This is a genomic window from Sphingosinithalassobacter sp. CS137 (genome assembly GCF_014334115.1).
GTDB lineage: Bacteria > Pseudomonadota > Alphaproteobacteria > Sphingomonadales > Sphingomonadaceae > Sphingomonas.
The window spans coordinates 2,622,018-2,646,223 of sequence record NZ_CP060494.1 but is presented as its reverse complement, the minus strand read 5'-3'; the positions used below and the strand labels follow the sequence as shown (position 1 = coordinate 2,646,223).

The window sequence follows — 24,206 nt, the reverse complement described above, 5'->3', positions numbered from 1 at the left end:
TAGCGCCTTGCCAGAGCAAGCGCTTGCAGAATAAGCAGAGGAGCGATCGCAGGGAGAGGCGCGGGTGCAGCATCACATGGTCGAAACCGACATCGGGCGAAAAGTGATGCTGCGACTGGTGCTGCCCAGCGCGCTGTTCATCCTGGTCGGCGCGATCGATCGTGCGAATGTGGGGTTCGCGGCGCTGCAGATGAACGCCGCGCTCGGACTCTCCAGTGCGCAATACGGCTTCGGCGCGGGCGTGCTGTTCATCGGTTATCTGGCCGCCAAATATCCCAGCGTCCTGCTCTATGAGGCGATCGGGATGCGCCGCTGGCTCGGGACCATCACCGTCGCCTGGGGCATCTGCGCCAGCGCGATGGCGCTCGTCCAGAACGAATGGCAGCTCTATGGCCTTCGCATCGTGATCGGCTTTGCCGAGGGGGGACTTTCCTCGGGGCTGATGATCTATCTCAGCCACTGGGCGAGCGAGCGCTACCGCGCATCGGTGCTGGCGATTCCGATCATGGCGATCTCGATCGCGCAGGTGATCGGCGCGCCGCTTTCCGGCTGGCTGATCGACAGCCCCAATCCGCTCGGATGGGAGGGCTGGCGCTGGATGTTCCTGGTGGAAGGGCTTCCGGCGGTTGTCCTGGGGGTCTTCGCCTGGTTCTATTATCCCGACGGGCCGGCGCAGGCGCGCTGGCTGGCCCCGGCGCAGCGTGCGTGGCTGATCGAGAATGTGAAGGGTGCGGCGAAACCGGCGCGCGGCGCTGCCGCACCGGGTCGCTGGGGTGCGCTGCGCAGCCCGGTGGGCTGGCTGTGCGCGCTGATCTGGTTCTGCATTCTGTCCGGCAACTACGGCGTCATGTTCTGGCTTCCGCAGATCGTGCGCGGCATTTCGGGGCTCACCCCCTCGGAAGTGGGGCTGATCGTCGCACTCCCCTGGGCAGGAAGCGCGATCGGCCTGTTCTTCAACGCGCGCCATTCGGATCGCACGCAGGAGCGGTTCCTGCACATCGCAGTGCCGGCGCTCGTCGGCGGGACGGGGCTGATCCTCGCCTATCTGCTCGGGCCCGGACTGCCCGGGCTGCTCATGCTGATCCTGGGCGGCGCCTGCGTAGGCTGCACCGTCGCGGCGTTCTGGGCGATTCCGACCAAGCTGCTGCCTCCCGAATCGCTCGCCATGGGCATTGTCATGATCAACATCATCGGCAGCCTGGCGGGCGCCACCGTGCCGACGCTGATGGGATTGCTGCGCGACATTTCGGGATCGTTCCTGCCGCCCACGCTGCTGCTCTTCGGGATCCAGGCCGTGTGCGCCCTGCTGTGCCTGGTCGCGCGCCATCTCGAACGGCGCGGCCTCGCGCGCGCGCCGGCAATCGCCTGAAGTGAACTCCGCGGAACACCGACAGCCAGAAGCGGGTCACGGCCGCATCATCCTGCTTGCCGCCGTCGGTGCGCTGGGATCGATGGCGATCCACATGTTCGTTCCCGCGATGCCCGGCGTCGCGCGCGATCTCGGCACGCAGGCGGATACGGTCCAGCTCACCGTTACTCTCTATCTGATGGGTCTCGGCATCGGCCAGCTCGCCGCCGGCCCGGTCGCCGACCGTTTCGGGCGAAGACCCGCGCTCCTGTGCGGGCTCGCCCTGTTTGTCGCCGGGGCGGTCGGCTGCGCTCTCGCCGACAGTGCGTCGCTGCTGGTCGCGGCGCGGGTCGTCCAGTCGCTCGGCGCTGCGGCGGGGCTCGTCGCAGTGCGCGCGATCGTCGCCGACACCTCCAGCCGCGAGAATGCCGCACGCCGGATGGGAACGCTGATGAGCGTAGTGCTCGTCTCGCCCGCCATATCGCCGCTGATCGGCGGCGGGATCGCGTCGCTCGGCGGCTGGCGGCTGATCTTTGTCGTGCTCGCCGGCGCAGGCGTCGCGGGCTGGCTCGCGGCCTTTCTTCGCATTACTGAATCGCGTGCCGCTGCGGACGGCGGAGGCACGTTGCTGCACAATTACGGCCGATTGGTCCGCAACGGTCGGTTCCTGCGCTATGCCGCAGCGATCGCCGCATCGAGTTGCGCGCTATACATCTTTCTCAGCTGTTCGGCCTTCCTACTGATCGACGGCTATGGGCTTACTCCGGCGGAGGCGGGGCTCTGCTACTTCCTCGTCGCGGGAGCCGGCATTCTGGGCGCGCTTTCGGTCGGCCGGTTCGAGCGACGGGGCGGCGCATTCCGCCTGGGGCTGCTCGGGGCAGTCATCGGCGGCGGAACGATGCAGCTGCTGGCGCTCGCCGGGTTCGACGGCCCGATCGCGCTGATGGCGCCGATGATCCTCGTCGGCTTCGGCACCGGAGTCGCCGCGCCAGCGGGAGTCGCGGGCGCGATGCATGCCGAAGCCGGACTGGCGGCCACTTCCGCAAGCCTGGTCGGCGCGCTTCAGATGGTTGCGAGCGGCCTTACCACATCGATCATCGTCCAGCTGCACATCGTCAGCTTCGGCGCTCTGGCCACCGGTCTCTTCGCGGCCGCGCTCGCGGGCCTGATCGCAACCCCGCCCGGTCGCGCGGCCGACGCCGCTCCGAATTGAAGCAGCACGCGCGGAACTAGTGCGTTTGTCAGTGATGCAAGGGCTTGCAAAGCCGCGCTTGAGCGAATAGCCATACATCATAACAATAGATTTCGGGGAGAGTGGCATGAAGATTGGCGTTAGCCGTGCCGCCTGCGGCACGATCGGCCTGTTGCTGAGCGGAATTTCGATGCCAGCGCTTGCGCAGAGCAGCGCTCCGCAGGACCGCGACTCGGGTCTGACGGAAATCGTCGTCACCGCCGAACGCCGCGAGCAGAGCCTTCAGGACGTGCCGATCTCCGCCACGGTGCTCACCGGCGAGGAACTGGCGCAGAAGGGCGTCGTCAATCTGAACGACATTCAGCAGGTGGCGCCCTCGATCGCGATCAACACCTTCAACCGCTCGACTTTCATCAACATTCGCGGCGTGGGCATTGCGCAGTCCGCGCCGACCTCGAACCCGGGCGTCGCCTATTACATCGACGGCGTGCTGATCCCGCACGAGCAATTCATCGGCCACAGCTTCTTCGACATCGCGACGATCGAGGTGCTGCGCGGTCCGCAGGGAACCCTCACGGGCCAGAATTCGACGGGCGGTGCGATCTATGTCCGCACCCCGGAAGTGGAATTCGACAGCGTCCTCGGGATGGTCGATCTCACCGCCGCCAACTATGACCGCTACCGCGGCGTGGCCGCCGTCAACGTCGCCGGGGAGAATGCCGGCCTGCGGCTGGCGGCGGTGCACGAGGAGCGCGACAGCTTCACGACGAACATTGGCCCGTCGCCCAGCCAGCCCGGCAACCTCAACATGGATGCCGTGCGCGCGAACCTGCGGCTGCGCAGCGACGACGGACGGCTCAACGTCAATGTCCGTGGCGAATATTTCGACGTTCGCAGCGACAATAACGCAGTCAAGAATCGCAACGACACCGTCACCGACGATCCCTTCGTCATCGAAGAGGATGCGCTCTCATTCCAGGACCAGACCGGCTATCGGCTTTCGGGGGAAGCACGATACGATCTTTCCGGCGCAGTGCAGCTTCGCGGGCTCCTCTCGTGGCAAGACGGCACGACTCACGATCAGACCGACGGCGACCGCACAGCGACCGAACCCGCAGTTCCCGCCGGCCTGCCGACAAGCGGCGCGAACACGCGCCTCTATCCGGGCCGGGTCAGCAACGCGGTCACGCGCTTCGAGACGCTGATCGCTGAAGTGAACCTGCTGTCGACCGGTTCAGGGCCGTTCCAATGGGTGGTCGGCGGCTTTCTGCTCGACGAGGACGTCCGCGTCACGTTGCAACGCGATAATCGCAACACGACCGATCTGTTCCAGTCGAACAGCGATATCATCACGCTCGCCGAGAACAGCTCCAAGTCGCTGTTCGGCCAGGCGAACTATTTCGTGACCGACCAGATCGAACTGCTCGCCGGCGCCCGCTATAGCTGGGACGAACAGGTCTATACGCGCTATGCGGTTCCCGGGCCGCCGATCCCGCTGCCGTTCGTGAGCGACCAGTCATCGACGCAGCTGACCGGCAAGGTCGGAGCCAATTATCATTTCGCCAACAACAGTATGCTCTATGTGACAGCGTCGAAGGGCTACAAGGCGGGCGGGGTGAATCTGACGCCGAACACGCCCGACTTCGATCCCGAGCGCAACTTCGTCTATGAGGCGGGCTTCAAGACCGAACTGCTCGACCGGCACCTGCGGGTGAACGGCGCCGCCTTCTATTCCGACTACAAGGACATTCAGCTTTCAAGTCTGGTGGGCGGCCTGCCCGTTACCCAGAACGCGCTGGCGGGCCGCGCAAAGGGCGGCGAGCTGGAAATCACCGGCCAGTTCGGCGGCCTCGCCTTCAATCTGGGTGCCGGCTATCTCGATGCGCAGTTCAGCAATTCGGCGTGCATTTCGGATACCAATGCCGCCGGAACCGATCCTGGCTGTCCCACCAATTTGCGCTTCGTTCCCGAGGGACGCGTTCTGCCCTTCTCGCCCGAATGGACGGTGAACGCCGGCGTGCAGTACGGCTTCTTGCTTGGCGACGTGGAAATCACTCCGCGCGTGCAGTGGTCGCACCTGTCGGAGCAATATGCCACGCCCTTCCCCAGCGTGAACACGCTGGTGCCCGGCCGTGACCTGTTCGACGCGCGCCTCACGCTCGACGTATCCAATCGCTACAAGGTCGAGCTGTTCGTCAACAATCTGACCGACGAGACCTATATCGCAACGCAGATCCAGAACAGCTCGAGCGCCGACGGCGGCATCATCTATGGCGCCCCACGCACCTTCGGCGTGCGCACCGTGCTTCGGTTCGGGAATTGACCCGCGACCTGCCGATCGCCGCTCCAGGGCAGCGATCGGCCAGTCGGGAGAATGGATAGAGTGATCTTTCGCTTCGCAGGCCGCCTTCTGCTCTTCGCGTCCGCCGGACTGCTCGTCGGAACGGCGGCGGTCCGCTCGGCGGCACCGCAGGACTGGTGGGCTCCGGGCGACGGGCGAACCTTCCCCGCGCAGGTCGATTATCGCAACGAACAGGGCGTGCTGCGCGTGCTGCTGGCCAATGGCCCCCTCGACACGCGCGATCATCCCTTTTTCGCGCCGCCCGGTGCCAACGGCCGTGCCTGCGTGACGTGCCACCAGCCTGCCGACGCGATGAGCCTGTCGGTCGAGAGCGCGCGTGAACGATGGGAAGCGACCGGCGGCCGCGACCAGCTGTTCTCTGCCTACGACGGTTCGAATTGCCCCACGCTGCCGCAGGGCGAGCGCGCATCGCACTCGCTGCTGCTCGACCACGGGTTGATCCGCATTCAGCTTCCCTGGCCGGTGACCGAATGGAACGGTCGCGCGGTCGAACCGGATTTCACGATCGAAGTGGTTCGCGATCCCTATGGGTGCAACAGCGGGGAGGAATATGGCCCCGCCGCGGGGAACGTCTCGGTTTATCGCCGCCCCCGCCCGGTCGCCAACCTCAAATATCTGATCGCCACCGGCTTCGCCTATGATCCCAAACAGGGGCTTCCGCTGCCGCTCGATCCGGTCTCGGGAAGGCCCATGTCAGGCAACCTGATGGCCGACGGGCGCTCGGGCACGCTGGGCGACCAGATGCGCGACGCCGCCGCGACGCACCTTCAGCTGCTCGCGCAGATGGACGCGGGCGAGCGCGACCGTATCGAGGAGTTCATCCTGCGCGTCTATGCCGCGCAGCAATTCTCCAGTGCCGGCGGAGCGCTCGACGCGGGCGGCGCGGAGGGAGGGCCGCGCAAGCTGGCCGATTCCGAGCCGGGCCAGCTCGGCAGCATCGGCACGCCATTGTGGAGCGAATTCGAAGCATGGGAAAGGATCAGCGACGCCGAACGCGTCACGCTTTCGCCCGAAGCGCTCGCTTTTCGCCAGTCCGTCGCACGCGGCGCGCGCGTGTTCCGCGACAAGACCTTCCTCATCACCGACAGTGCCGGCATCAATGCGCCGATCGGCTTCGGCAATCCGGTGCGCAACAGCTGTGTCTTCTGTCACAACATGACGATGATGGGGAACGACGTCGCCCCCGGCCAGGTCGATCTGGGCACCACGACCCAGCCGTTCGCCGATCCCGCGCCGCACCTGCCACTGTTCCGCATCACCTGCACCGGCAGGCCGCATCCCTTCTATGGACGCGTCATCCATACATCGGATCCGGGCTTCGCACTCACCACCGGGCGCTGCGCCGACGTCGGAAAGATCACGCTCCAGTCGATGCGCGGGCTGGCGGCTCGCGCGCCCTATTTCTCCAACGGCTCCGCGTCCGACCTGCGCGGCGTGGTCGACTATTACGATCGGCGCTACGATATCGGCTATACCGAGCAGGAGAAGCAGGACCTCGTCAATCTGATGAGCGTCCTGTGATTCGCTGGCGCAATCTCGCCACGGCCGCCGCTGCGCTCGTGCTCCCCGGCACCGCACTCGCCCAGACCGACGACATCGTGCGCTTCGTCACTTGCCCGATCTACCGCGACACCGATGCAGGACGGAAATCGGGATGCTGGCTCGCCGATATGCACGAAACCGGCATCCGCTACGACGTCAGCGCTTCCCCGACCAAGCCCGACTGGAATTACGCCGTCCTGGTCGAGGGTCGCGTTTCCGCCGGACAGGACGGCGCATGCGGCGGCGTGACGCTCGACCCGGTGCGCACCTCGACGCTCGAAGAAGGCTGCACTCGGCACATGCTGCCGGCGGAGGGGTATCCGGGTAGGCGCTATGTGCTTGAGGGGCGCTTCGTCCAGCCGATGGCGGTTCCGCGCGAAGTCCCGCCCCCGCCCTATGAGCCGCGCAGCTTCTATCTCTATTTCGAGTTCGACCGCGACTTTCTGATCTATCAGTATGACGACTATCTGATCGACCGCGCGGCGACCTGGCTGCGGGCCGCGCAGCCACGCCGCATCGTCATCACGGGCTATGCCGCAACCGATCCGCAAACCATCTCCGGCCGCACTCTGGCGGAGCGCCCGCAAGTCGCACGCGAGCGCGCTGAGATGGTGGCGGAGGCGATGCGCCGGCTGCTTCCCGGCACGCCCGTCGGAGCACGCTGGGAAAGCGGCAGCACGCCCATCGACGATGCCGACGCGGACGGTCTGCCCGGGCAGTCGCAGCGGCGCGTGGAAATCCGCCCGGAGTTCTGAAACGCGGGTTCAGGCGAACAGCGCGCCGATGTCGTCACAGGTGTCGCTTGTCAGGATCGCGTCTGCCAACGCCAGCGCCTCGTCACGGCCACACGGGCGTTCTGCGCGCCCGGCGCAATCGACGAACTTCTCCACCAGCTGCGCGTCCGACAGTGGGCGGTCCGGACAGCCGAGCGCATCGCGCACTTCGCGATGAAACCTTTCGCCGCTTCGCATCGTGATCGTCAGCGCGCCTCCCGAGCCGAGCCGCCAGCCGAATGCCGGATCCTCGCGAGGCACGATTCGCGCCGCCAGAGCACGAACCTCGGGGTCGGCCAGTGCCGCCGCATCGAAATCGTCGAGCGTCACTCGCCCGCGCACCAGCCGCGTGGCGATTGTGAAGGGGATGCTGAACTTGGCGTCGATCGCCACCGCCGGCGCCGCTTTGCGCTCCAGCGGCTCGCAGAGCATCCGATGCACGGGATCGGTATGCGCGACGATCGATTCGATGTCGCGCCAGTCGCTGCCATGTTCAGCCGCCATGGCCCCGGCGAGCTCGATGAACGCATGCGTCCCGCGACAGGCCGGCCAGGGCTTGAAGCTCAACTGCTCGCCGTAGAATCGCGTGCCCAGCCCCTCGGTCAGCACGGCAGGGTCATAGTGCCCGTCGACATAGAGCCTGAAAAATCCGCCCTTCCCCTCGAGCGGCGCGTCGAACCCTGCCACGCCTTCGCGTGCGAGCTGCGCGGCGAGCACTGCCGCCTGCGCCGGAAAGGCTTCGCGCACGGCGCGGATCACGGTGTCGCCGCTATATTTGATCTCGCCCGGCATCGTCGTCTGACAGAGGATCAACGACAGCGCGTCGCGGGTCCGGCGCCAGTCGAGCCCGAGCACCCGCGCGCAGGCCGCGGCGGCGCCGAACGCGCCCAGGATCGGCGGCGGATACCAGCCGCTCTCCTCCATCGTCTGCCGCAGGCTGAGCGCCATGCGGCAGACAAGATCGCAGCCGATCGCCAGCGCGGTCAGAAGCGTCTCTCCGTCGGTCCGGTGCGCCTGCGCCAGGGCGAGCGCGGCGGGCACCATCGATGCGTTGGGATGCGAGGGCGCGGGATCAAACGCATCCTCGAAATCGAGTGCATGCGCCATCGCACCATTGGCCAGCGCCGCGAACGCCGGCTGCACCCTCTTGCCGGTGCCAAGGATCGCGCTCGGCCCCGGCCCGGCGGATGCAATTCGAACGAACGGCTGAATATCCGGACTGGCGCCGCTCGCCGCGAGTGTCACCCCGGTGGCGTCGAGCAGCACTCGGCGCGTGGCCGCGACGGTCGCAGGTGAAAGCGCGGAAAAGGGGGTTTCCGCAATATGACGACACAAGGTCTCACTTAGCCGGGGCGTCGCTTCGGGCATGGAACCTCCGATATTGCACGCTGGCCCCTAGTCGATTGCACCTAGTCTTGAAAGCGCTTGCACGGAGGGGGCGCGCCGCGTCAGGCGTGATAGGCACGCTCGATCGCGGAGAGCGTCTCGAAGCCGGCCTGCACATGCGCGCGCATCGCACGTTCGGCGCCATCGGGATCGCGCGAGAGAACTGCCCCCACGACGCGGCGATGGTCCTCGTTCGCCGTCCGAAGCCGCCGCTCGTCATAGAAGCTTTCGAACAAGAGCCGGTGGATCGGCACGTTCAGCCGCTGCAGCAGCTCGGCGACAATGGTGTTGCCCGATCCCTCGACGAGCAGCTGGTGCCATTCGGAGTTGAGCCTGCCGAACCGTTCGGGCGAACGCTCGGCGACACAGCGTTCGAGCTCGTCCTGCAGTTGCTGGAGCCTTTTGCGCTGCGCTGCGGATGCGTGGAGAACGAAATCGGCCGCAGTGATCCCCTCGAGGGCAGCCCGGGCCCGATAGATGTGCCGCAGTTCGTCAAGGCTGGTGGTGCGCACCGATGCGCCGCGGAACGGCTCGATCGTGACCAACCCCTCGGCGGCAAGCCGTTGCAGCGCCTCGCGCACCCGCACGCGGCTGCCCCCGGTCCGGCGGATGATATCGATTTCAACCAGCCGCTGGTCGGGCACGAACTGGCCACGACGGATGCGCTCGCGAATCCAGGCCGCGATCTCCTGGCTATCGGGCGCGGGACCCAGCGATTCTTCGGCGAAATGCACCATCGTCGAACCTCCCTGATCGCCGGAATGCTGGAAATCCGCCGATGGATTGTCAACCATTTTGTCAGTCATTTTTCCTTTGCAATGCTCCGGCGCATCCCGGAACCTGCGGCAAAGAAGTTTCGGGAGAGGGTGGATGCTGAACCGGCTGATCGGCCTGTGCATGGCCGTCGCGTTGCTCGCGCCTGCGCCGGCCGCGACCGCGCAGGAAGGCGATCCGCAGGATTTCGTGCGGCAGTCGCTCTATGTGCCCGTGCGCGACGGAACCCGGCTGGCCGTCAATATCTATCGCCCCGCAACCGCAGGCGAAGCGGCCGACGAACCCCTTCCTGTCATCTTCGTCTCGACACCGTACCGCGCCCGCTATCGCAACGCCGACGGCGAGATCGTGGAGACCGGGCTCAGCGAGCGGCTCGCGCTGAGTTCGCTGCTGCGCGCGGGCTATGTGATCGCGGTCGCCGACATCCGCGGCAAGGGCGCCTCGTTCGGCACGCGCCGCGGCTTTCAGGACCGCACCGAGGCACAGGACAGCTACGATCTGGTCGAATGGCTCGCACGCCAACCCTTCTCGACCGGCTCGGTCGGCATGATCGGCTGCTCCTATCTCGGCGGAACCACATTTCAGACCGCGACGACCGCACCGCCATCGCTCAAGGCAGTCTTCATCGGTGCATCCGAGCTCGACAAATATGAGTTCGTCCGGCGCGGCGGCATCACCGCGCAGTTCAACACGCGCCCCGACGAGCCTGCCGAAGTCGATCTCGCGAGCATTCCCGTCGACGCGGATGCCGACGGAACCTTGCTGCGCCAGGCCGTCGCCGAGCACGCCGGCAATACGCCGATGGGGCCGCTGTGGTACGGCATGCCCAATCGCGACAGCGTCTCGGAATACACCGGCAACGCCTTCTGGGAGGAAGTGGCTGTCTATCGCTATCTCGACGCGATCCGGGAGGCGGGCATCGCCACCTATTTCTGGGGCAACTGGCACGACGAGCCGACCGGCCAGGTGATCCTCGGCGCCGCCAATCTGGGCGGCAAGTTCCTCGCAGGGCCCGGTGACCATTGTGTCCCGCCCCCCGGCTTCGACTTCGCGGGCGAGGTCACGCGCTATTTCGACCATCATCTAAAGGGCGTCGCAAACGGCATCGATCGGGAGCCGCGCGCCACCTATTGGGTCGAGGGTCTCGACGGAGAGGGACGGTACGTCCAGTCCGACGAGCTGCCGGGCGTGCAATCGCGGCCGGTGCCCTGGTTCCTTTCGGATACGGCCGATGCAACCGGCTCCAGCCTCGCCGCGGCACCCGGCGCTGCCGGTCGTGACGACTTCACGGTGGACTACGACCTTCCCCCGGCCGAATATTTCGCCTTCTGGCCCAGGCCGATGGTCGAGCACGGGCTGGGCTATACCAGCGCGCCACTCGATGCGTCGATGACGCTGATCGGCTCCCCGGTCGCGCATCTCACCGTCACCGCCAGCGATCCGGACGCGAACCTGTTCGTCTATCTCGACCAGATCAATGCCGAAGGGGAGGCCGAGGTCATCGCCTTCGGGCGGCTCAAGCTCACGCACCGCAAGCTGTCGCAGGCGCCGTACGAGACTCTGGGCCTTCCCTGGCACTCCGGTCTGTCGGAGGACATGCAGACGCTCGCACCAAGCGAAGAAGCCCCGGTCTCGATCGCGCTCACGCCCGTATCACGCGTGGTTCCGGCTGGCGCGCGACTGCGCTTCACCGTCGCCGGCGCCGATCCGCGCCAGCGCAACCTGCAGGACACCCGGATCGACCCGGCGCCGCAAATCACGGTGCTCCGCGGCGGGCGCGACGCCTCGCGAATCGAGCTGCCGCTCGCGCGATGACACCAGATCACCGGCCGAACGAGAGCCGGACTTTCGGGAGAGAAGACATGATCGACAACGGAAGAATGTCCGGCAGGCTTCTGCTGCTGGGAAGTGCGTCGCTGGCCAGCTTGTGCTGGTCCGCCGCGGCGCTGGCGCAGGACCGCCCTGCCCTGCCGCCGACAGAGCAGCCCGCGCAGGAGAACGCGCCGGTCGCCGAACTCGGCGATCCCGAGGCGGAAATCGTCGTCACCGGCAGCCGCGTGCGCGGCGTCGCGCCGGTCGGCTCCACCGTCATCGCGCTGGGCCGGGAGGAACTCGAACAATCTAGCGGCGTCACCGTAGATCGGATCATCAAGGAAATTCCGCAGAACTTCGACCTCGGCGTCTCGGAGAACTCACGCGGCCAGGCCGGCGGCTCCGGCAACATCGTGTTCGGCAACAGCGTCAATCTGCGCGGGATCGGCCCCTATGCCACGCTGGTCCTGATCGACGGGCATCGCGTCGTGAACAACGGCCGCGCGACCGATCCGTCGGTGCTGCCGACGCTGGGCGTCGAGCGAGTCGAGGTCGTCGCGGACGGCGCCTCGGCGATCTATGGATCGGATGCGGTCGCCGGTGTGGTGAACCTGATCCCCCGCCGGACGCTGAACGGCGTGGAGGCGTTCGCCCGCGCGGGTATCGCCGACGAAGGCGACTTCACCGAATATGCGCTGGGCGTGGCCGCGGGAAAGACCTTCTCGCGCGGCCAGGTGATGGTCGCCTACGAACATGTCGATCGCTCCGCGCTGAGCGGCGACGGCCGGGACTTCTTCACGTCCGACCAGCGGCCGTTCGGCGGTAACGACTATCGCGTCACCCGCTGCGCGCCAGGCACGCTGCGGGCGGGCGGCGTCAGCTATGCGATGCCGGCGGTGCTGACTCCCGCCAACGCGGCGAGCCTCGTTCCCGGCACTGTGAACCTGTGCGACGATGCGGCCGGACAGGATCTGTTTCCGCATCAAAGCTATGACTCGGTGAATGCCACCGCGTCCTTCGAAGTGACGGATTGGCTGGAGCTGTTCGCTGACGGCTTCTATTCGCGCCGTGAGTTCAGCCGCAATCCGAGCTATACGTCGACGACGCTCACCGTGCCGCAGACCAATGCCTTCTTCGTGCGGCCGCCCGGCTTCACCGGCACCAGCTATACGATCGACTATAACTTCATGAACGATCTGTCGCAGAATACCTCGTCGGGATACGCCCAGAGCTGGCAGGTGACGCCCGGCCTGCGCATCCGCCTGCCGTACAACTGGGAGTTCGAAGGCCTCGTCGGCACGGGCGAGACGCGCGACAATGCGGAAAGCCGGAACGGGCTCAACAACGCCGCGCTTGCCGCCGCGCTCGCCAGCAGCAACCCGGCGACCGCATTCGACCCTTATGGCCTCGGCCGCACGAGCGACGCGGTGCTGGCGGCGATTTCGGACCAGGTCTATCTCACTCCGACCAACGGCGATCTCACGCTCTACGAGGCGCGGTTGAACGGACCGCTCTTCGCTTTGCCGGGAGGCACGGTGAAGCTTGCCGCCGGCTATGAGCGGCAGGAATTCGACATCGCCCTCGGTCTGGGCCGCGGTAATCCGGACACGACCGTCACTTTCCGCGAATTCGATCGCTCGATCGATTCGGTCTATGCGGAGCTTTTCGTGCCGCTGTTCGGCCCGGCCAACGCGACCGGCGGGTTCGAACGGCTCGAGCTCAACGCGGCGGTCCGGTACGACAGCTACAGCGACGTCGGCGGCACCACCAATCCCAAGTTCGGCGTCAGCTGGTCGCCGGTGCGGGGCGTCACCGTGCGCGGCAGCTATGGAACCTCGTTCCGCGCGCCCACGCTCCCCGAAATCTACGGCAACAGCAACGCGCTGTTCGGGCAGAGCTACCAGAATCCCTCGGGCGGAGCGCCGCTGCTGGGTTTCGCGCTCTCGGGACCCAATCTGGACCTGAATCCGGAAACCGCCGAGACCTGGTCGGTGGGCGCGGACATCGAGCCGATCGATCGGCTGCGGCTGTCGGTCACCTTCTTCAACGTCGAATATGAAAATCAGGTCAGTGCCTATCTTTCAAACCTCGCGATCCTGACGCAGGAAAGCCTGTTCGCCGGCACCGGAGTGATCCTCCGCGGCCAGGATGCACGCGATGCGGTCGCCGCCGCGCTCGCAGAGGGGCTGCCCGTGGTCGCCCGTCCAATTCCGGGCGGCGACATCGCCAACGTCGACCTGTTCATCGACGGGCGCAGCAAGAATCTGGGTCGTTCGATCACCCAAGGCATCGATTTCAGTGCGCTCTACAGCTTTGATCTCGGAATCGACGACCGGCTCACGCTGAACGCGTCGGGAACCTACCTCACCAACTATGAGGAAGCGATCACCGCGACCGCGCCGCTGAACGATGTGCGCAACCTCCTTTTCCGCCCGCTGACGTTCAAGGCACGCGCCAGCGCGACCTGGGACAGCGGCCCCTTCTCGCTTCGCGTGCTGGCGACGCATGTCGGAGGCTATGAGAATGATGCGGTGACGCCGTCCGAGGACGTCTCGTCGTTCACGCCGGTCGACCTGTCGCTCACCTGGCGGCTGGGCGAGGATGGCAGCGGGTGGATCGGGCGCGACCTGACCTTCACGCTGGAGGCGCGGAACGTGCTGGACGAGGATCCGCCCTATGTGAACCTGGCACCGGGCGGCAACGGCAGCGGCGGCTATGACGCGACCGCGTCGAGCCCGGTCGGCCGGTTGTTCGCGGCCAGTGTGCGCACGTCCTTTTGAGCATTGGGACCACGATGACTGCCGGGGGCGATCTCGAACTGCTGGTGACTGGCGATCTGGTTCTAGACGAACCGGACGCCGGCCACTGGCTGTCGGGGATCGCTCCGGCGCTTCGCGCTGCCGATCTCGCACTCGGCCACCTCGAAGTGCCGCACACCCGGCGCGGAGCCGAAATGAAGGGTGACGTCCCTGCCCCGGGCGCTCCTCCCGAGAACCTGGACGCGATCGCACAGGCGGGGTTCGGCATGCTGAGCCTCGCCGGCAATCACATCGCCGATTGCGGGCCGGAGGGAATCGCGGACACGATCGACCGGCTCGACACGCTTGGGATCGCGCATGCGGGGGCCGGGGCCGATCTCGCCACCGCACGGCGCGCCGCCTTCGTTCAGCGCGGCGGGCGACGCATTGCGCTGCTCAGCTATAATTGCGTCGGCCCGCGGATCGGCTGGGCCGGTCCCGCAAAGGCGGGCTCCGCGTATCTGCGCGTCGACACTGCGGATGGTTCGCCGATTGCGCCTGCCGCGCCGCTGGATCGCGCCGCTGACGAAGCGTTCGAGATGCTGCGCGAGGACATCGCGCACATACGCCGCGACGCGGACTGGGTGCTCGTCGCGCTGCACAAGGGGCTGGTCCATGTTCCCGCGCGCCTTGCGCCCTATGAGCGCCCGCTGGCGCATGCCGCGATCGAGGCGGGCGCGGACGCGGTGCTCGGCCATCACGCCCATATCGTGCGCGGAATCGAATTTCATCGGGACCGCCCGATCTTCCACGGCCTCGGCAACGGGTGCGTCGTGACGTCGGCGCTCAGCCCCGGACAGGACCATCCGGCAAGGGCCGAATGGGCCGAGCGGCGCAAGAAGCTGTTCGGCTTCGAACCCGATCCGGCCTACACGCTCGCTCCCTTCCATCCCGAGGCGGTGAACGCGTTCATCGGAAGACTCTCGCTGCTGTCCGATGGCCGGATCAAGGCAGGCGTGGTGCCGGTCCATGTCGAGGCGCCCGGTCGGCCGGTCCTCGCCGACCGTCGGAGCGGCGCCGAGATCGCCCGTTATCTCGAGGCGATCACGGTCACGGCGGGCTTGCCCCCGGTCGTGATCGGCGACGACGGCACCGTTCGGGAGGCGGCGTGACTCTTCTGCGCTCGTGCCTCATCTGGGGTGGCGGCGGCGCGCTGCTTGCCGCGACCGCGATCGATACGCTCGCGGTGGTCGGACGTCAGCTCGGCATGCCGGTGCGCGGATCGATTGAGCTGATCCAGGCTGCCGTCCTCGTCGCTGGCGGAATCGCGCTGGTCGTTGCCACGCTTGCCGATCGCCACGCGCGCGTGCGGCTGATGGTCGATCGGCTCGGCGGCTGGCGCCGCGCGGGCGCCGAACGCGCTTCCGACCTGCTCACCGCCCTGTTCTTCGCCTGCCTGCTCGGCGGCTCGGGCTGGCTGGCGCTCGACCTGTGGGCCGCCCATGAAATGAGCGAGCTGGTCGGCGTGCCGTGGCGCTGGCTGCGGCTTTTCGCCAATCTGTGCCTCGCCGCGGTGACGCTGCTCGCGCTGCGCCAAGCGCTTCGGGGTCGTGGCCGGTGATAGCGAGCGCCGGAACCGGTCTTGTCGGTGTACTGATCCTCCTCGCGCTCCTGTTGGCGGGCGTGCGGATCGGCGTGGCGCTGGGGCTCGTCGGCCTCGGCGGGCTGATGCTGGTGCTGGGGGTCGAGCCCGCGCTGATCAAGTCCGGCGTCATCGTCGTCGAGACGCTCACGCGCTACGAACTCGGCACGCTGCCGCTGTTCCTGCTGATGGCGCAGATCTTCTTCGCCGCGAACGCCAGTCGCGACCTGTTCGACGCGGCGGCCAAGTTCGTCGGGCATCGGCGCGGAGGGCTTGCCTATGCCGCAGTCGGAGGCTGCGCAGGTTTCGGCGCGATCAACGGGTCGAGCCTCGCCACCGCCGCCACGGTGGGCATGGTCGCGCTACCCGAGATGCGCAAGCGCGGCTATGCCGACACGCTCGCCACCGGATCGGTGGCCGCGGGCGGCACGCTGGGGCAGATGATTCCGCCGTCGGGCGCGCTGATCGTGTTCGGCATCATCGCCGAACAGTCCATCGGGACGCTGTTCACCGCCGCGATCGTGCCCGGCATCACCCAGATGCTGCTGTACATGCTCGTCATCTGGCTGGTCGTGCGGCTGAAGCCGGAGACCGGACCGACGAGCGAGCGCGCAACCTGGGGCGAGCGCTGGCGCTCGCTGGCCCGGATATGGGACATGCTGCTCCTGATCCTGCTCGTTATCGGCGGCATCGCGGTCGGCGTCGTCAGCCCGGCCGAGGCGGCGGCGGTCGGCGCTGCGGGCGCGCTCGCGATCGCCGCGCTGCGCAGGCGCCTCAGCCGCGCAATGCTGCGCGAGGCGTTCGAGCGCACGCTGGAGACGAGCGGACTGATCCTGCTGGTGATCATCGGCGCGCTGATCTTCTCGGTGTTCGTCAGCGTCACCGGACTGCCCGACGCGCTGGGCGAAGCGGTCACGGCGCTCAACCTCGGCTCGTTCGGCACCTTGCTGCTGATCGCGGCGTTCCTGCTGCTGCTCGGTTCGGTGCTCGACGGGCTCGCGCTGATGCTGCTCACCACGCCGATCCTGCTGCCGATCGTCGGCGCGGCGGGCATGTCGCCCATCTGGTTCGGCATCTTCATCACCCGCGCGATGGAGATCGGCTTCGTCCATCCGCCGCTCGGCATGAACCTCTATGTCATTCAGGGCGTCGCCAAGGACGTGTCGATCAACCGCATCTTCAAGGGCGTGCTGCCGTTCCTGGCGAGCGACTTCCTCCACCTTCTCCTGCTCATTCTCTTCCCGGCGCTGGTGCTCTGGCTGCCGGGCTGGATCGGACACTAGATGATGATCGCCAGCATAGGCCCCTGCCTCCCGCACGACCTGTTCGCCGCCACCGGCCGCTATAACGGGCCGCTGGAATGGGACGTCTCGCGCGCCACGCCGCGTGCCGACCGCTGGCTCGAAAGCAAGTTCGCACCCTGGACACGCTCGATCCTCGAACGCTGGGCCGAGGGCGCCTATGACCATCTCGAGGCAGTGGTGTTCAGCCGCGTCGATGATTCGGCGCAGCGGCTCTATTATTATCTCTGCGAGTTGCAGCGCAGTGGCGCGATGGGCGGTCCCGCGCCGATCCTGCTCGACATCGCCAAGGTGCCGCGCACGAGCAGCGCCGACCACAGCATCGCCGCACTCCGAAAGCTCGCCGACCGCTTCGCCGTGAGCGACGCCGCGCTCGAAGCGGGAATCGTCGCTACCAACATGGAGCGCGGCGCCGAGCTTGTCGAAACCTCCGCGCCGGCTTGCCTGATCGCAGGCACGCCGCCGCCCGACCGGCGACTGCACCTGGCCGTCGAGACAGCCGGCTTCGCGGCATTCGGCGCGACGCTCGCAGATCTGTGGCGCGATCCGGGTCCCCGTGTCGCCGAAGCTACCGGAGACCCTGCCGCCGCGATCGGCCGCCAGCTCCACCAGCGTCCCGACGACCAGCGCGGCTTTACCGACAGCGCGGCGAGGATCGCCGCCGATGCGCGCCGGATCGACGCGAAAGCCGCAGTGCTCTGGTATACCGAGGAAGACGAGGCGAGAGTCTGGAGTGTGCCAGCTGCCCGCGCCACCCTGGCCGATGCGGAGATACCCACGCTGGTGCTCACCCGTCGCGGCTGGACTGCGAAGGACGGCGCACCGGAAGAAATCGGCGGCTTTCTCGCGGGGATTAGCGCATGAAGCCGCTCGCCGGACACCGAATCGCCGTACTCGGCGGCATGGCCGATCGCCCGCTCGCGCGGATGCTGGCTTCGCTCGGCGCCGAGCTGGGCGGGCCGATCGAGGGTGCGTCGTTCGTGATCGACGATCTCGGTCGCGCGAACGTCGCCGAAGCGATTCCGGAGGCTGCGGTCCACGTCTCGGTCACGCCCTTCGGTTCCGATGGTCCCCGCAGCGACTGGCGCGGCGGCGAGCTGGTCGCCTCGGCGATGGGCGGCACGCTGCGCGTGACCGGCGAACCCGGGCGGTCGCCGGTCAAGGAAGCGGGCGACGCCTGCACCTTCCATGCCGACATGGTCGCCGCAGCCGGAGCCATGGCGGCGCATTATGCGCGCGGCACCCATGGCAAGGGCCAGCATGTCGATGTTTCGATCCAGCAGGTCGCGTTCAGCCGCAACGTCAACGGCGTGCTCGTCTGGCAGTTCGACCGGCGCAAGCTGCACCGCGTCGGCGGCGCCCTCGCCTATGGCAAGGCCACCGTGCGCGCCATCTGGACGCTCGCCGACGGCTGGTGCTTCCATTCGCTGATGACCGGCCGCCTGGGCGCGCCCGCCAACCAGGCGCTGTCGGACTGGATGGACGAGGTTGGCGTCACGAACCCGCTGCGCGGTACCGATTGGCTGAACTACAACCGCTCTACCCTGCCGGCCGAAACGCGTGCCGAATGGGAAGCCGCGATCGCCGCCTTCTTCGCCACGCGCACCAAAGCGGAGATCGCGACCGAAGGCCGTCGGCGCGGGATCAACTCCTGTGTCGTCAACGAACCCGCCGACGTGCTCGCCGACCCGCATCTGGCCACGCGCGGCTTCCTCGACACGCCCTCGGGCCTGCCCGAACGGTTCGCAGTGCTGCGCGAGGGCGCGCCTGCCGAGGCACCTGCGGTACACACCGGCGAGCGGCCCGGCCCGCTGTCGGGGGTGCGCGTGCTCGATTTCGCCTGGGCGCTGGTCGGATCGATCACCACCAAGACGCTGGGCGACCTCGGCGCCGATGTGGTGAAGGTGGAGACGCGCACCCGCCCCGATCTGTCGCGGCTCGACGTGCAGGTTTCGGCCTCGCAGGTAGGCAATCTCGACGACAAGCCCTGGTTCGCGCATCTCAACAGTTCGAAGCGCAGCCTGTCGCTCAACATGAAGGCGCCGGGCGCACGCGAGATCCTCGACCCGCTGATCGACTGGGCCGATGTGGTGGTCGAGAATTTCTCGCCCGGCACGATGGCCAAGCTCGGCCTCGATTATGACAGCCTCGCCGCGCGCAATCCGGGCATCGTGATGGTTTCGGGCAGCGTCTATGGCCAGACCGGCCCACTGGCGCAGGAATGGGGCGTGGACGGCACCGGCGGCGCGCTTTCGGGCCGCACCTTCCTGACCGGCCATGCCGACGGCGACCCGGTGATCCCCGGCGCGGTCCCGTACGGCGACGTGATCGTCCCCTTCGTGATGGCCGCCAATGTCGCTGCCGCGCTCCAACATCGGCGCGACTCCGGGCGCGGCTGCCATATCGATGCTGCGATGTACGAAATCTGCGTTCAGCAGATGCGCGACTATCTCGCTGCCGCGAAGCGCGGCGAGCGCCCGCAGCGCGCCGGAAACGCCGATCCCGCCATCTTCTTTCAGGATGTGTTCGCCGCCGCGGGCGAGGATCGCTGGGTGGCGATCAGCCTGTTCGACGAAGCCGATCGCGCGAAGCTGGAGGCAATCACCGGCCCCGACATCGCACGCTGGTGCGCGGCGCGCGAGGATCACGCGATCGCCGCCGAGCTTCAGGCCGCCGGAATCGCGGCTGGGGTGGTGCAGGACGCCGAGGATTTGATCGAGCGCGACCCGCAGCTTGCCGACCGCGCGGCGCTGGTGACGCTCGACCATCCGCTGCTCGGCCCGTTCGGCCATATCGCGACGCCGCTGCGCCTCTCGCGCGACCGCGTCGCGCCGTTCCGCGCGCCTGCGATGGGTGAGCATGCGCTGGAAATCGCACGCAGCATGTGCGGCCTGTCGCCCGAGCGGGTGCAGGCGATGCGGGAATCAGGAGTATTCGAATGAGCACGGCCACCGGACAGCGCAGCCGCAAGACGCTGACCTGCACCGCCGAGGCGAACGCCTATCAGAAGCGGTTCGGCGCCGATCTGCGCCGGCGCGTGGTCGAGGAAGGCGAGCCCTTCGCCATCGTCCAGGCGGACACGCCGCACGAGATCTTCCATGTGATGGACATTCCGATCATCACCAACCAGTGGTGGTCGGCCTATATCTCGGCCAAGCAACTGTCGGGCCGCTATTTCCAGGTGCTCGCCGATCACGGCTATCCTGAGAACAGCTGTAAATATTGTTCACTGGGCTTTGCCTGCACGCTCGCCAATGATCCCGCCACCGCGCCTTGGGGCGGGCTGCCGACGCCGACGGTGCTGGTCGCGCGGCTCACCTGCGACTGTATCCAGCACGTCTTCGGCCAATGGGCCGATGCGATGGGCACCGACTTCTTCCCACTTGAGGCGCCCGCCTGGCCGAAGAAGGATCCGCTGTGGTTCAAGCATTCGAACCGGCAGTGGCGCGACGTTTATGATCCCGATCGGATCGCGCTGCTGGTGCGCGAGATGCGCGACCTGATCGCGCTGCTGGAAAACCGCACCGACCGCCGCTTCGAAGAGGAGAAGCTCCACCATCTGATGGAGCGGATCAATGAGCAGGAAGGCTATCTGTGGGAAGCTGCGCAGGCGATCGGCACCGCCCGTCCCTGCCCCGTCTCGATCGCCGAGCAGATGCCCAACACGATGATTCCGCAATGGCATCGCGGCAGCGACTGGGCGGTCGCGCACGCGAAGCGATTCCGCGACGAAGTGCGCGAGCGGATCGACCAAGGGCTGGGCGCGGCGACCAACGAGAAGATTCGGCTGATGTGGATCGGCGCCGGCGTGTGGCACGATCCCGGCTTCTATCAGGCGCTGGAGGAGCGGCTCGGCGCGGTATTCGTCTGGTCGATGTACCTGCCGTTCGCCGGCCCGCAATATATCCGCGACGTGCAGGGGCGGCCCATGGACGCGCTCGCCAGCCGCATCTGTTCGATGAACGAAGTGCTGCACCTGCCGCCCTGGATGAACGAATGGATGACGAGCGAAGCCGAACGCTGCGGGATCGATGCCGCGCTGGTGCTGCTGCCGCCCGACAATCGCCTCTCGCAGTCGGGCACCAAGATCACTGCCGAATCGCTGAAGGCGTCGGGAATGCCGGTGCTCTCGCTCGACGCCGACATGGTCGACGCCAAGAACTGGAACCACGATCACATGGTCGGGCTCGTCGCGGATTTCCTGCGGGAGAAGGGGCTGGCATGAGATTGGTCGCACTTCTCCTCGCGATCCTGCTCGCCGGTTGCGAACGCCCGCTGCCGCCGGGCACGACCGAGCTTATCTATGCCACCCCCTATTCGCCCGGGCACCCGTTCAGCCGTGCGGACCAGCGCTGGATCGAATTCGTCGAGGCGCGCTCGGGCGGCACGCTGCGCATTCGCCCGATTTGGTCCGGCGGACTCCTCTCTTCGGACATGTCGATGGAGGAACTGCGCCACGGCGTTGCCGATATCGGCCTCATCACGCCGATCTATGCGCGCGGCGGCAGCCATTTCCTGCGCATTCAGACGGGTTTCTACAGCGGCGCCGACAGCATCGACGCGCAGTTGCAACTTTATCGCTGCATCGACGCCGCCGAACCGCAGGTCGCGCGCGAGCTGCATGGCCTGAAGCTGCTCGCGGTTCAGGGCGGCGCGCTGCCGGGGATCGTCACCCGCGACAGGCCGGTACGCACACTCGACGATCTCCAGGGGCTGCGCATCCGCGCGCCAACCGAATTGCTGAGCGTGCTCGACCGGCTGGGGGTCGATGCGGTCAACATGCCGATGGGCGACGTCTATTCGGCACTGGCGAAGGGCGTGATCGACGGGGTGATCGCCCCGCCCGACACTTTCTCCGCGCTCCACTTCGCCGAAGTTGCGGACTATTACGCAACGCTCGCGATCCCGCGCGGCGCCTATCCCTCCCGGGCGATGGGGCTGGACCGCTGGAATCTGCTGACCGAAGCGGAGCGCGCGATCCTCACCGAGTCGATCCCGGTGTGGGAAAATGCGCTCACGGAGGAAGTGCAGGCCGCCACCGAGCGCGGGCTCGCCGAAGCGCGCCGGCAGAACATCCGCACCACCACGTTCTCCGATGCCGAACAGCATCGGTTCGACCGGCTCTATCTCGAGGACGCCGAGCAGAACGCCCGCGCGCTTCGCGATGTCGGGATCGATGCGACGCACGCATTCCGCACCGCCCGCGCCAGCGTGCGCGGCCGCAATCAGATCAGCTGCAGGAGTCCCACATGAAAGCGTTGACCCTTGGCCTCGCGCTGCTCGCGGCGCCCGCACAGGCGCAGTCCGCCGATCCGGCCGGCCCAGGTCCAATCGGCGCGCCCGCCGGTTCGGGGTTCTATCCTGCGATCGCCGAAGCGCGCGCCGACGCGGCCGGGTACACCCTCTATCGTCCCGCCACGCTGCCGAATGCGCGGCTGCCGCTCGTGCTCTGGGGTAATGGCGCGTGCCGCGACAATGGCCTGAGCGCGAGCCATTTCCTGCGCGAAATCGCCAGCCACGGCTATATCGTCGTCGCCAACGGCGCACCGCGCCGCGAGCTGCCGGTGGCGCAGGAAATCGCGCCGATGCCGACGCGCGTTCCCACTCCCGCCGAGCGTACGCCCGACGAGACGAGCGTCGCGCAGCTGCTCGCCGCGATCGACTGGGCCGAACGGGCCAATGCCACCCCGGCCGACCCGCTGTACGGCCGGGTCGATAGCGATCGCATCGCAGTGATGGGCCACAGCTGCGGCGGTTTGCAGGCGCTGGCGGCGGGCGCCGATCCGCGCATCGACACTGTCGTCGCCTTCGCCAGCGGCGTGTACGAACGTCCGGGCAGCGGGCGCAGCGGCGTCACCATCCGCAAGGCCGACCTTGCCCGGCTGCACACGCCGGTCGCCTATATTATCGGCGGGCCCGAGGATATCGCCTACCCCAACGCAATCGACGACTTCGAGCGGATCGACCATGTTCCGGTATTCCTCGGCAATCTGCCGATCGGCCATATGGGCACTTTCTGGCTGGCGAGCGGCGGCGACTGGGCACGGGTCGGCAGCGCCTGGCTCGACTGGCAGCTGAAACACGACAGCCAGGCTGGCGCATGGTTCGTCGGCGAGGATTGTCGCCTGTGCACAACCCATGGCTGGAGCGTCCAGCGCAAGCAGTTTCCGGAGTTTCCATGACGCAGCCACTCGCCGGCATCCGCGTGGCCGATTTCAGCCATGTGATGGCGGGCCCCTATGCCTCGCACCTGCTGAGCCTGATGGGCGCGGAGGTGATCAAGATCGAGTCGCGCGCAGGCGACAATTTCCGCAGCTATGGCGCCGATCCGAGCGGCGAAGGCCTCAGCGCGGCGTTCATCGCGGCGAATGCTGGCAAGAAATCGATCGCGCTCGACCTGAAGAATTCCGAGGACCAGGCAATCGCGCGCGGCATCATCGAGCGATCCGACGTGCTGCTCGAGAATTTCCGGCCCGGCGTGATCGCCCGGCTGGGCTTCGCCTATGAAACGGTGCGCGCGTACAACCCGCAGATCATCTTCTGCTCGGTGTCGGGCTATGGCCAGGACGGGCCGTATCGCGACTGGCCAGCGATCGACAATATCGTCCAGGCGACCAGCGGCATGATGATGCTGAGCGGCGACGAAGGGGACCCGCCGATGCGCGTCGGCTTCCCGATCGTCGACACGCTCACCGGGCAGACCGCCGCGATCGCGATCCTTTCGGCGCTGCTCCGGCGCGCGAACGGCGGTGGCGGCGGCTATATCGACGTGTCGATGCTCGATGCGAGCCTGGCGTTCATGACCTCGGCCCTGACGCCCTATCTGGCCACCGGCACGCCGATGCGCCGAATGGGCAATACCGGCTATAGCGGACTGCCCACCGCATCGCTGTTCACGGCGGGCGACGGCCGGCAGATTTCGCTGGGCGTGGTCCAGCCGCGCCAATTCGCGACACTCGCGCGGGAGCTTTCGCGGGAGGATTGGCTCGACGATCCACGCTATGCGACGCCCGAGGCACAGCGGGCGAACTTCAATGCGCTGCATGCCGAACTCGCGGCCGAATTCGCGAAGCGCGACGCCGCCGACTGGGAGCGCAGCATGAGCGCGCAGGGGATTCCCTGCGGCATGGTGCGCCGCGTCGACGAAGCCTCCGACCTCGCCAGCGCGGAAGCGATGCTGGAGCTCGACCTTTCCAACGGCACGGACGGGGCGCGACTCACGATCCCCGGCCCGGGCTTTCGCATGCGCCCAGTCGCGGCGACTTCCGGCGCGGTTCCTCCCCGGCTGGACGAGCATCGCGAGGAAATCCTGGAGTGGCTGGCGCGCGGCGACTAA

At 67.3% G+C, this 24,206-nt stretch carries 18 protein-coding genes; 16 read left to right on the top strand and 2 right to left on the bottom strand.

Annotated elements, in window-relative coordinates:
- Positions 1–64: 64 nt before the first annotated feature.
- The 5 genes from H7V21_RS13075 (at position 65) to H7V21_RS13055 (ending at position 7,199) form a co-directional block, all read left to right on the top strand.
- Entirely contained in the window at positions 65–1,369 is a 1,305-nt protein-coding gene (locus tag H7V21_RS13075) for an MFS transporter (protein ID WP_262503876.1), read from the top strand.
- A 1-nt stretch (position 1,370) separates the two neighbouring features.
- Positions 1,371–2,561 (top strand): multidrug effflux MFS transporter, encoded by a 1,191-nt coding sequence (locus H7V21_RS13070; protein ID WP_188054159.1) that lies wholly within the window; start codon positions 1,371–1,373, stop codon positions 2,559–2,561.
- Positions 2,562–2,667: 106 nt separating this feature from the next.
- Entirely contained in the window at positions 2,668–4,863 is a 2,196-nt protein-coding gene (locus H7V21_RS13065) for a TonB-dependent receptor (protein WP_188054158.1), read from the top strand.
- 60 nt (positions 4,864–4,923) lie between these two features.
- Positions 4,924–6,423, top strand: coding sequence for a hypothetical protein (locus tag H7V21_RS13060; protein WP_262503875.1), 1,500 nt, complete (start codon positions 4,924–4,926; stop codon positions 6,421–6,423).
- Positions 6,420–7,199 (top strand): hypothetical protein, encoded by a 780-nt coding sequence (locus tag H7V21_RS13055; protein WP_262503874.1) that lies wholly within the window; start codon positions 6,420–6,422, stop codon positions 7,197–7,199. The genes H7V21_RS13060 and H7V21_RS13055 overlap by 4 nt, the downstream gene beginning before the upstream one ends.
- A gap of 9 nt (positions 7,200–7,208) precedes the next feature.
- Here the strand turns inward: H7V21_RS13055 and H7V21_RS13050 are convergent, their stop codons facing one another.
- Positions 7,209–8,585 (bottom strand): MmgE/PrpD family protein, encoded by a 1,377-nt coding sequence (locus H7V21_RS13050; protein ID WP_188054156.1) that lies wholly within the window; start codon positions 8,583–8,585, stop codon positions 7,209–7,211.
- 80 nt (positions 8,586–8,665) lie between these two features.
- Positions 8,666–9,409: a GntR family transcriptional regulator gene (locus tag H7V21_RS13045; protein ID WP_262503873.1), complete on the bottom strand. Its 744-nt coding sequence runs from the start codon at positions 9,407–9,409 to the stop codon at positions 8,666–8,668.
- A gap of 64 nt (positions 9,410–9,473) precedes the next feature.
- Here H7V21_RS13045 and H7V21_RS13040 point away from each other — a divergent pair, with 64 nt between their 5' ends.
- The 11 genes from H7V21_RS13040 to H7V21_RS12990 all read left to right on the top strand — a co-directional run bounded on the left by H7V21_RS13040 (position 9,474) and on the right by H7V21_RS12990 (position 24,206).
- On the top strand, positions 9,474–11,192 hold the full coding sequence (locus H7V21_RS13040) for a CocE/NonD family hydrolase (RefSeq protein ID WP_262503872.1): 1,719 nt from the start codon (positions 9,474–9,476) through the stop codon (positions 11,190–11,192).
- A gap of 65 nt (positions 11,193–11,257) precedes the next feature.
- On the top strand, positions 11,258–13,969 hold the full coding sequence (locus H7V21_RS13035) for a TonB-dependent receptor plug domain-containing protein (protein ID WP_188054155.1): 2,712 nt from the start codon (positions 11,258–11,260) through the stop codon (positions 13,967–13,969).
- A 14-nt stretch (positions 13,970–13,983) separates the two neighbouring features.
- Entirely contained in the window at positions 13,984–15,099 is a 1,116-nt protein-coding gene (locus H7V21_RS13030; protein ID WP_188054154.1) for a CapA family protein, read from the top strand.
- A complete protein-coding gene (locus H7V21_RS13025; protein WP_188054153.1) occupies positions 15,096–15,548 on the top strand; it encodes a TRAP transporter small permease in 453 nt (150 codons plus the stop codon). Before H7V21_RS13030 ends, H7V21_RS13025 begins: the two co-directional genes overlap by 4 nt.
- Complete coding sequence (locus tag H7V21_RS13020; protein ID WP_262503871.1) at positions 15,545–16,852, top strand: TRAP transporter large permease; 1,308 nt, start codon at positions 15,545–15,547, stop codon at positions 16,850–16,852. The genes H7V21_RS13025 and H7V21_RS13020 overlap by 4 nt, the downstream gene beginning before the upstream one ends.
- Positions 16,853–17,734, top strand: coding sequence for a hypothetical protein (locus H7V21_RS13015; protein WP_188054152.1), 882 nt, complete (start codon positions 16,853–16,855; stop codon positions 17,732–17,734). It abuts the gene before it with no gap.
- The gene (locus H7V21_RS13010) at positions 17,731–19,812 is read left to right on the top strand and encodes a CaiB/BaiF CoA-transferase family protein (protein ID WP_262503870.1); all 2,082 of its coding nucleotides are present in this window, start codon (positions 17,731–17,733) and stop codon (positions 19,810–19,812) included. Before H7V21_RS13015 ends, H7V21_RS13010 begins: the two co-directional genes overlap by 4 nt.
- Positions 19,809–21,095, top strand: coding sequence for a 2-hydroxyacyl-CoA dehydratase subunit D (locus tag H7V21_RS13005; RefSeq protein ID WP_188054151.1), 1,287 nt, complete (start codon positions 19,809–19,811; stop codon positions 21,093–21,095). Before H7V21_RS13010 ends, H7V21_RS13005 begins: the two co-directional genes overlap by 4 nt.
- Positions 21,092–22,123 carry a TRAP transporter substrate-binding protein DctP gene (gene dctP, locus H7V21_RS13000; protein ID WP_188054150.1) on the top strand — a complete coding sequence of 344 codons (1,032 nt, stop codon included), beginning with the start codon at positions 21,092–21,094 and terminating at the stop codon, positions 22,121–22,123. Before H7V21_RS13005 ends, dctP begins: the two co-directional genes overlap by 4 nt.
- The gene (locus H7V21_RS12995) at positions 22,120–23,052 is read left to right on the top strand and encodes a hypothetical protein (protein ID WP_188054149.1); all 933 of its coding nucleotides are present in this window, start codon (positions 22,120–22,122) and stop codon (positions 23,050–23,052) included. The genes dctP and H7V21_RS12995 overlap by 4 nt, the downstream gene beginning before the upstream one ends.
- A complete protein-coding gene (locus tag H7V21_RS12990; protein WP_188054148.1) occupies positions 23,049–24,206 on the top strand; it encodes a CaiB/BaiF CoA transferase family protein in 1,158 nt (385 codons plus the stop codon). Before H7V21_RS12995 ends, H7V21_RS12990 begins: the two co-directional genes overlap by 4 nt.

Coding starts and splice junctions, on each gene's coding strand:
- dctP (WP_188054150.1), top strand. CDS start 21,092: ATGAGATTGGTCGCACTTCTCCTCGCGATCCTGCTCGCCGGTTGCGAA.
- H7V21_RS13045 (WP_262503873.1), bottom strand. CDS start 9,409: ATGACTGACAAAATGGTTGACAATCCATCGGCGGATTTCCAGCATTCC.
- H7V21_RS13015 (WP_188054152.1), top strand. CDS start 16,853: ATGATGATCGCCAGCATAGGCCCCTGCCTCCCGCACGACCTGTTCGCC.
- H7V21_RS13010 (WP_262503870.1), top strand. CDS start 17,731: ATGAAGCCGCTCGCCGGACACCGAATCGCCGTACTCGGCGGCATGGCC.
- H7V21_RS12995 (WP_188054149.1), top strand. CDS start 22,120: ATGAAAGCGTTGACCCTTGGCCTCGCGCTGCTCGCGGCGCCCGCACAG.
- H7V21_RS13065 (WP_188054158.1), top strand. CDS start 2,668: ATGAAGATTGGCGTTAGCCGTGCCGCCTGCGGCACGATCGGCCTGTTG.
- H7V21_RS12990 (WP_188054148.1), top strand. CDS start 23,049: ATGACGCAGCCACTCGCCGGCATCCGCGTGGCCGATTTCAGCCATGTG.
- H7V21_RS13005 (WP_188054151.1), top strand. CDS start 19,809: ATGAGCACGGCCACCGGACAGCGCAGCCGCAAGACGCTGACCTGCACC.
- H7V21_RS13035 (WP_188054155.1), top strand. CDS start 11,258: ATGTCCGGCAGGCTTCTGCTGCTGGGAAGTGCGTCGCTGGCCAGCTTG.
- H7V21_RS13050 (WP_188054156.1), bottom strand. CDS start 8,585: ATGCCCGAAGCGACGCCCCGGCTAAGTGAGACCTTGTGTCGTCATATT.
- H7V21_RS13030 (WP_188054154.1), top strand. CDS start 13,984: ATGACTGCCGGGGGCGATCTCGAACTGCTGGTGACTGGCGATCTGGTT.
- H7V21_RS13040 (WP_262503872.1), top strand. CDS start 9,474: ATGCTGAACCGGCTGATCGGCCTGTGCATGGCCGTCGCGTTGCTCGCG.